4 protein-coding genes and 1 pseudogene are annotated in these 4290 nt (G+C 59.7%); 3 read left to right on the top strand and 2 right to left on the bottom strand.

Annotated elements, in window-relative coordinates; all coding sequences use genetic code 11:
• Positions 1 to 129: 129 nt before the first annotated feature.
• Complete coding sequence (locus tag DK871_RS28270) at positions 130 to 717, bottom strand: NUDIX domain-containing protein (RefSeq protein WP_161907459.1); 588 nt, start codon at positions 715 to 717, stop codon at positions 130 to 132.
• 165 nt (positions 718 to 882) lie between these two features.
• Between DK871_RS28270 and DK871_RS28265 the strand changes: the two genes are divergently transcribed.
• Positions 883 to 1809: an alpha/beta hydrolase gene (locus DK871_RS28265; protein WP_161907458.1), complete on the top strand. Its 927-nt coding sequence runs from the start codon at positions 883 to 885 to the stop codon at positions 1807 to 1809.
• A 192-nt stretch (positions 1810 to 2001) separates the two neighbouring features.
• Here the strand turns inward: DK871_RS28265 and DK871_RS28260 are convergent, their stop codons facing one another.
• On the bottom strand, positions 2002 to 3162 hold the full coding sequence (locus DK871_RS28260) for an alpha-hydroxy acid oxidase (RefSeq protein WP_161907457.1): 1161 nt from the start codon (positions 3160 to 3162) through the stop codon (positions 2002 to 2004).
• Positions 3163 to 3282: 120 nt separating this feature from the next.
• On the opposite strand from DK871_RS28260, the gene DK871_RS28255 reads away from it, so the two are divergent.
• The gene (locus DK871_RS28255) at positions 3283 to 4059 is read left to right on the top strand and encodes a DeoR/GlpR family DNA-binding transcription regulator (RefSeq protein ID WP_161907456.1); all 777 of its coding nucleotides are present in this window, start codon (positions 3283 to 3285) and stop codon (positions 4057 to 4059) included.
• Between the two features lie 8 nt (positions 4060 to 4067).
• Positions 4068 to 4290 (top strand): annotated as a pseudogene (locus tag DK871_RS28805) (hypothetical protein); the annotation flags it as partial.

Genomic DNA, 4290 nt, shown 5'->3' with positions numbered 1-4290 from the left:
TATGTACACGGTCCAACTGTGTTGACTGTCAGGCCGTCTTCGCAGCGATGCGGCGACCCGACAAGCCAGCTCCCACATTGGATCGCGGCGCATCAGTTATATCTGTGTCGACTGCCATGAAGGCATACCTCACCACCCCTCTTTCAACATCCGTAGCTCCAGATGCTGCAACAACATAATCGTCTTGCCATCCACAATCTCCCCGCTCTGCACCATCGCCAGCGCCTGCTCGAAGCCCAGCTCCAGCACCTCGATATCCTCGCCCTCTTCTTCCAGGCCTCCGCCCGTCCCCACTCGGTCGCCGGGCTGGTATTCGCCGATAAAAAAGTGAATCCGCTCGGTCACCGAGCCTGGGCTCATGAACGCCGCGTAGATTTTTTCCACCTGCCCGACGCGATAGCCGGTCTCTTCCTCGGCCTCCAGGCGGATGCGTTCTTCGGCGCTGGCGTTGTCGAGCAAACCGGCTGCCGCTTCAATCAGGTAGCCGGAGTAATCGTTGACGAAAGTAGGCATGCGGAACTGGCGAATCAGCAACACCGTGCGTTGTTCGCGGTTGTACAACAGGATGGTCGCCCCGTTGCCTCGGTCATACACCTCGCGGGTCTGGGCTTGCCAACTGCCGTCGCGACGGCGCAGGTCGAAGCTGTATTTCTTCAGCAGGTACCAGTTGTCCGAGAGGGTTTCTTCGGCGGTGATGCGCACGGGGCTGTTATTCATGTGTGGGCCTTTACAGGTGGGGCAGGTTCAAGCCGTCCACCCTATCAATCCGCACGAGGATTGTTCAATGCTGTAACACTTTCATCGGTCACGGCCGTCGCATTAATGCCTGCCCGCCCAGGCCATCTGGTAAAACCCGTGCTTCACCTTTGTTCTGGAACCTTCATGTCTTCTGCTTCTATACCTCGCCGGGGCCTGCGCTGGTTTGTCTGGCTGTGCATGGCCGTGTTGATTGTCGGCCTGCCGGTCGGCTGCGCCGTGTTGCAACACAAGGAGCGCGAACTGGTGTTTCGCATCGAGCCGGGAACCGCCGGTTGGTACACCGGCCTGCCCAAGGCGGTGCAGGAATTTGAACTCAAGCCCGCCAGTTTCAAAGCAGGGCAGAACATTCATGGCTGGTGGTACCCGGCAGCCAACAAAGACGCGCCCGCCATCCTCTATTTGCACGGGGTACGCTGGAACCTCACGGGCCAATTGTTTCGCATCGAGCAATTGCATGCCCTGGGCTTTTCGGTCCTGGCCATCGACTATCGCGGCTTTGGCCAAAGCCAGGGCGACCTGCCCTCGGAAGCCACGGTGTACGAGGACGCTCGCATTGCCTGGGAGCGTTTCCAGACCCTGCAACCAGACCCCAGCAAACGTCTGATCTACGGGCACTCCCTGGGTGGCGCGGTCGCCATCGACCTCGCCGCCGAACTGGGCAAGCAGGTGCCGCTGCCGGTGCGCGGGCTGGTGATCGAATCCACCTTCACCTCCCTGGCGGATGTCGCCACGGCCGTTGCCAACACCTCATTGCCGGTGCGCTGGTTGCTGTCGCAGAAGTTCGATTCCATCGACAAGATTGCCGACATCCACATGCCGCTGCTGGTTGTCCACGGCCTTGACGACCGCTACGTACCACCGCGCTTCAGCCAGCAGTTATTCGAAGCCGCGCAGCAGCCCAAACACCTGTTGCTGGTGCCAGGCGCCAGCCACAACAACAGCATGAACCTGGCCGGGCGCAGCTATGGTCAAGCGCTGGAAAACCTGATGCGCACAAAGATGCCCGCCCAGGTGGTGACCCACTCCACAAGCCGCGATAACGCTTCATAAATACGCTTTTCGACACTGGGTTCGCGCTTGGCTGTCAAGCGCAAACCCTGGCCATGTTGGCCCGAAATGCAAGTTGATCAAATAATGATCTTCGCGGAAATCGCCAACGCTGCCGGGCCTTCGCAAAGTTATCCACAGAGATACCCACGGTTTTCGTGGACAACTCTTTTAATATTTTTACGTTTTTTTTGCTTAAGCCGTGCTTCCAGGAAAGGTACCGGGCAACAGGATTTCGCGATTCACCTCACGTATATCCTTATAGCCACAGAGCGCCATCGACACGTCCAGTTCGCGGGCGATGATATCGAGCGCCTTGGTCACTCCCGCCTCGCCCATCGCCCCCAACCCATACAAATGCGGGCGGCCGATCATGGTGCCCTTGGCGCCCAACGCCATGGCCTTGAGCACGTCCTGGCCGGAACGAATCCCCCCATCGAGCCACACTTCAATGCGGTTGCCCACGGCTTCGACAATCGTCGGCAATTGGCTGATGCTCGACGGCGCGCCATCAAGCTGGCGGCCACCGTGGTTGCTCACCACCAACGCATCGGCACCGCAATCGGCCGCCAAACGTGCATCCTCCACATCGAGAATGCCCTTGATGATCAGCTTGCCGCCCCAACACTTTTTGATCCACGCCACATCGTCCCAACTCAGGCGCGGGTCAAATTGCTGGGCGGTCCACGACGACAGCGAACTCATGTCAGCCACACCCTTCACATGCCCGACGATATTGCCAAAGCCGCGCCGCTGAGTACCCAGCATGCCCATCACCCAGCGCGGCTTGGTCATCATGTTGAGGATATTCGGCAGGGTCAGCTTGGGTGGCGCGGACAGGCCGTTGATCAAGTCTTTGTGGCGCTGCCCCAGAATCTGCAAATCCAGGGTCAGCACCAATGCATCCACCCCGGCAGCCTTGGCGCGCTCGATCAACTGCTCGATAAAACTGCGGTCGCGCATCACATACAGCTGGAACCAGAACGGCTGGCCGACATGCTCGGCGATGTCTTCCAGCGAACAGATACTCATGGTCGACAAGGTGTAGCGCAGCCCGAACGCGGCAGCGGCACGGGCAGTGAGGATTTCGCCATCGGCATGCTGCATGCCCGCCAGGCCAGTCGGCGCCAGCGCCACGGGCATGGCCATGTCCTGGCCGATCATACTGGCGCGGATCGAACGTTCGTCGATATTGCGCGCCACCCGTTGGCGGAACTTGATACGTGCAAAATCCGTTTCGTTGGCGCGGTAGGTGCTCTCAGTCCAGGAGCCGGAATCGGCGTAGTCGTAGAACATGCGGGGCACACGCTTTTGCGCCAGCTTGCGTAAGTCTTCGATGGTTGTGATCAACGGCATCGGGTCACCTCTCCCTGAACTGAATACAGAGAGTAACCGGCAGGAGCGTGGGCAACCAGCCGTTGCGTTTAGATGGGCTGGCGATTAATCTCGCACAAACCCGCAATAAAGCGCACAAACATGCACAACACCCATCACGCCATCGACCTGCCTTCCCTGCGCAAGCAGAAGATTCTGTTGTTGCTGGAACGCGACGGCAAGGTCACCGCCTCCGAGTTGGTCGAGCATTTCGCCGTATCCCAGGACACCATCCGCCGCGACCTCGGCGAACTCGCCGCCGCCGGCCTGTTGCAACGCGTACACGGCGGCGCCCTGCCCCGGCCCAAGGATACCGGCAAGGATTTCTTTACCCGTGTCGGCGAGACCAACGAGGTCAAGCGCCACCTCGCACGCGTAGCGGCAGGCCGGGTTGAAGACGGCCAGATCGTGCTGTTCGATTCCGGCTCCACCACCTTGCAGATCGCTCAGTGCTTGCCCCATACACTGCACCTGACCGTGATCACGCCATCCCCGATGATCGCCATCGCCCTGGCCGACCATCCGCATGTGAAGATCATCCTGGCCGGCGGCCAACTCAACCCAGCCACCCTCTCCACCGGCGGCCATGAAGCGGTGCGCCTGATCCAGAGCGTCAAGGCCGACCTGTTGTTCACCGGGGTTTGCGCACTGCATCCGCAAGTAGGCATTACCTCGCTGCACTTTGGTGAAGTGGCCGTCAAGCAAGCCTTGCTCGACAGCGCGTCCCACGTCATCGCCGTGACCACCTCAGACAAGCTCGGCGCAGTGGAACCCTTTGTGGTTGCGCCGTGCAGCCGTATTCATACGCTGATTACCGAGTGGGACGCGCCGGATGTGCAGGCGTATGAACAATTAGGGCTGCAGGTGCAGCGGGTGTAGGAGCGAGCTTGCTCGCGAAAAACGTCAACGATAACGCGGCTTTCCTGAATGAACGCGGCGCCTCAGAGTTTTTCGCGAGCAAGCTCGCTCCTACAAAAAGGGCAAGCCGGCCATCTGGAGACGGTAACCACGATGTGAAGCGAGCCGCTCTTGATCTTGATCTTGATCTGCTTGTGATCTTGATCTCAGGCGCCCCGTTAAACCACGCTGGCCGGAATTCGACAGGGATTT

The organism is Pseudomonas sp. L13 (assembly GCF_009935965.1).
Lineage (GTDB): Bacteria > Pseudomonadota > Gammaproteobacteria > Pseudomonadales > Pseudomonadaceae > Aquipseudomonas > Aquipseudomonas lactis.
The sequence above is the reverse complement of the archived record's forward strand: the minus strand, read 5'-3'. Positions and strand labels throughout refer to the sequence as shown.